Below are 3,229 nucleotides of genomic sequence, written 5' to 3' on the forward strand. Positions count from 1 at the left end.
CCCATGAAGAACGGCGCCGCCATGCGCATGACCATCGCCAAATACTACACGCCGAGTCATCGCACCATCCACGAGCACGGCGTGGAGCCAAACATCGTCTCCGCCCTCAGCACCGAGGAAGAAATGCGCGTCGCCAAATGGCGCAACAACCACGGCACCGGCGAAGCCGCCGCCATCGAGATCGCCAGCCTCGGCGACAAGCAGCTCGAACGCGCCGTCGATGCCCTGAAAGGCGCGCTCGTCTTCGAATCCTTCAAGCCCAAAGAAGAGCCCAAGCCCGCCCCGGTGAAGACCCCGCCGCCGAACGTGCCCAAGGCCCTGCCGCTGTCCCCGTAGAACGACGTTCAAAGTCGTTGAACGGGTGTCCCGAGTATCCAACTCGTTCTACCATCCCCCGACCATGCGCGCCTGATGATGGTGGGAAATCCGGTGTCGAACTCAGCGGTGCCCGGCCCCGTTTTCCGTCTCATGAATCCTACTTCGGCGACTGGGTCTGGCGCTGGAAAAGCATTCTGAAACTAGCCGCTCTGCCGTTAAGTCATCCCTTCCACGGTAAGCCTGAGCCTCTTTTGTGGGCTTGGTCTCTGGAGATCGTCAGATGAGGAGACCACCTCCCACTTTTGATGAAATCACGTCTCCTATTTCTCCTCGGCCTGGCTTTGACCCCGGCCCTGCTTGCCCAGTCCCCTGCCCCGACCACGGCTCCGGTGGAGCTGGAGGAAATCATCATCGATGGGAAGGCGGACGACCTGCTCGGCGTGACAGACAGCGCCACGAAGGGACGAGCGACCCCGCGCGATTTCCTCTCCAGACCTCTGATGCGGCGCGGAGAGATCCTGGAGACGATCCCCGGCATGATGATCACGCAGCACGCAGGCGGCGGAAAGGCGAACCAGTATTTTCTGCGCGGCTTCAACCTGGATCACGGCACGGATTTCAGCATCAGCCTGGAAGGGATGCCGCTGAACATGCGCACGCACGCCCACGGTCAGGGCTACACGGATCTGAATCTGCTGATTCCGGAAATGGTGGAGGCGCTGGACTATGCCAAAGGCACCTACACAGCGGCGGATGGGGATCTCTCCAGCGCGGGCAGTGCGAACTTCCTGCTCTGGGATGTGATGCCGCAGAATCTGATCCGCCTGGAGTTCGGCGAGCATAACTATTACCGTGCCTTGATCGCCGGGACGCTGCCCTTTGAATCCAAAGCGGAAGAAGGTGTGGCCCAGGGACTGACCTATGCTTTGGAATCCAACTACTACGACGGCCCATGGGCGCAGGCGGAGGAGTTCAACCGGTGGAATGGGATGCTGCGCTGGTTCAAGCAGGACGTGGACACAAAGCTCTCCGTCACCTTCATGGGCTATCACGGGAGCTGGACGAGCACGGACCAGATCCCGTCCTCACTGGTGGAAAATGGTACGCTCGATGCCTTCGACACGCTGGACCGCACCGCAGGCGGGGAGAGCGAGCGCTACAGCCTGAACGTGGCCTTTGAGCATCGCGACGGCGATGTGGTCACGCGCGCCAACGCCTATGCCATTTACTACCTCCTGGATCTCTACTCGAACTTCACTTACTTCCTGGATGACCCGGTGAATGGCGACCAATTCCAGCAGGCGGAGCAGCGCTGGGTGCTGGGCGGCAATGTCTCCCGCACCTGGGAGAAGCGGGAAATCTTCGGCATCGAGTCCGACCTCACCTTCGGCCTGCAAACGCGCACGGACATCATCGACGGCATCGGCTTGTGGAAGACCCGACAGCGGGATCGCATCGCGCAGGTGCGGCAGGACGACATCCTGGAAAGCAGCGTGGGTCTGTATGGAGAGGCGACCACACGGTGGACGCCGTGGTTTCGCACCGTGCTGGGCCTGCGTGGAGACCTGTATTACTTCGAGCCGATGAAGAGTACGGTGGATGGGCAGGACGCGGAAGTGGCAGGCATCATGAGTCCGAAGTTCAGCGCCATCCTCGGCCCATGGAAGAAGACGGAGCTGTACTTGAACTTCGGCACAGGCTTTCACAGCAATGACGCACGTGGTGTTACATCAGGCCGCGACTCCGCGGATGCACTGGTGCGCACCATGGGCGGGGAGATCGGCCTGCGCACGCAGGCGGTGCCGGACGTGACCACCACGCTGGCCTTCTTCTGGCTGCGCAGTGACAGCGAGCTGATCTATGTGGGCGATGCCGGCACGAACGAACCCGGCCCTGGCAGCGACCGCTACGGCATCGAGCTGGCCAGCTACTGGCGGCCAAGCAACTGGTTCAGCGCCGATGCCGAATTGGCGGTGACTCACGCACGTCTTCAGGATCAGCCGAGCGGAGCAGACCACATCCCGAACAGCGTGCCCATCATGTTCAGCGGTGGCTTCAATGTTGGTGCCCAGGGCAATGACGACGGCTTCTTCGCCGGAGCCCGCGTGCGTATCTTTGCCAACAGTCCGCTGGAGGAAACCGACACCGTGCGTGGCAAAGACAGCGTCATGGTGAATGCCACCGTGGGCTACCGCCGCAAGAACTGGGAAGCCGCCGTGGACTGCCTGAACCTGCTGGACCGCGAAGACAACGACATCAGCTACTTTTACGACAGCAACCCAGGAGGCGGTGTGATCAGCGACACGCACATTCATCCGATTGAACCACGAATGTTCCGCTTCAGGGTGACGTATCGGTTTTAATCATGTCTCAACCCCAGCCCAAACCTGTCGATCCCTCCGAAGTCCCTGCCCTGGCCCTCGCCACCATCCAGCGGGCCAAGTTTCCGATGCTGGCGACGATGGAGGGCGACCAGCCGAGACTACGTCCGGTTTCGCCGGTGAAGACGGAGGGGTTCACGATCTATGTGGCGAATCTGCGGAGGTATGGGAAGACGGCGCAGCTCGCTGCGAACCCGAAGGCGGAGCTTTGCTACACGGATGACGATCACCATCAGGTGCGCATCACCGCCACGGCGAGCATCGTCACGGATGCGGCTTTGCTGAAGGAAATCTGGGATGGCAACCCGCTCCTGCGCGCCTACCTGCGGACGCCGGAGAATCCCGAGCTGATCATCTACTGCTTCACGCCCAATCAGGTGCGCTACATGCGGGAATGGGCGCTGGAGTATTTTGAAGTGCCGCTGAGTTGATCAAGCAAGGAGAAGCCGCCACCGTGGCGTCATGTCGCTCCTGAAAGAACTCGTCCTCTTCATCCACCCAATGGGCTTTGCCTGGCTGGTCATCGGCCT

Annotated in this window: 3 protein-coding genes; all 3 read left to right on the forward strand. The window is 61.1% G+C overall.

What is annotated here, in order from left to right; translation table 11 throughout:
• Positions 1–336: S41 family peptidase (locus tag AC6FTP_RS26510; protein WP_497209904.1), on the forward strand; the 336-nt coding region annotated here is incomplete at its 5' end.
• Positions 337–623: 287 nt separating this feature from the next.
• Complete coding sequence (locus tag AC6FTP_RS26515; RefSeq protein WP_497209905.1) at positions 624–2,681, forward strand: TonB-dependent receptor; 2,058 nt, start codon at positions 624–626, stop codon at positions 2,679–2,681.
• 2 nt (positions 2,682–2,683) lie between these two features.
• Positions 2,684–3,130, forward strand: coding sequence for a pyridoxamine 5'-phosphate oxidase family protein (locus AC6FTP_RS26520; protein ID WP_497209906.1), 447 nt, complete (start codon positions 2,684–2,686; stop codon positions 3,128–3,130).
• Positions 3,131–3,229: the final 99 nt, after the last annotated feature.

The organism is Prosthecobacter sp. (assembly GCF_044378005.1).
Lineage (GTDB): Bacteria > Verrucomicrobiota > Verrucomicrobiia > Verrucomicrobiales > Verrucomicrobiaceae > Prosthecobacter.

Bases quoted from the DNA above. Each gene is read 5' to 3' on its own strand.
- AC6FTP_RS26515 (WP_497209905.1), top strand. From the start codon at position 624: ATGAAATCACGTCTCCTATTTCTCCTCGGCCTGGCTTTGACCCCGGCC.
- AC6FTP_RS26520 (WP_497209906.1), top strand. From the start codon at position 2,684: ATGTCTCAACCCCAGCCCAAACCTGTCGATCCCTCCGAAGTCCCTGCC.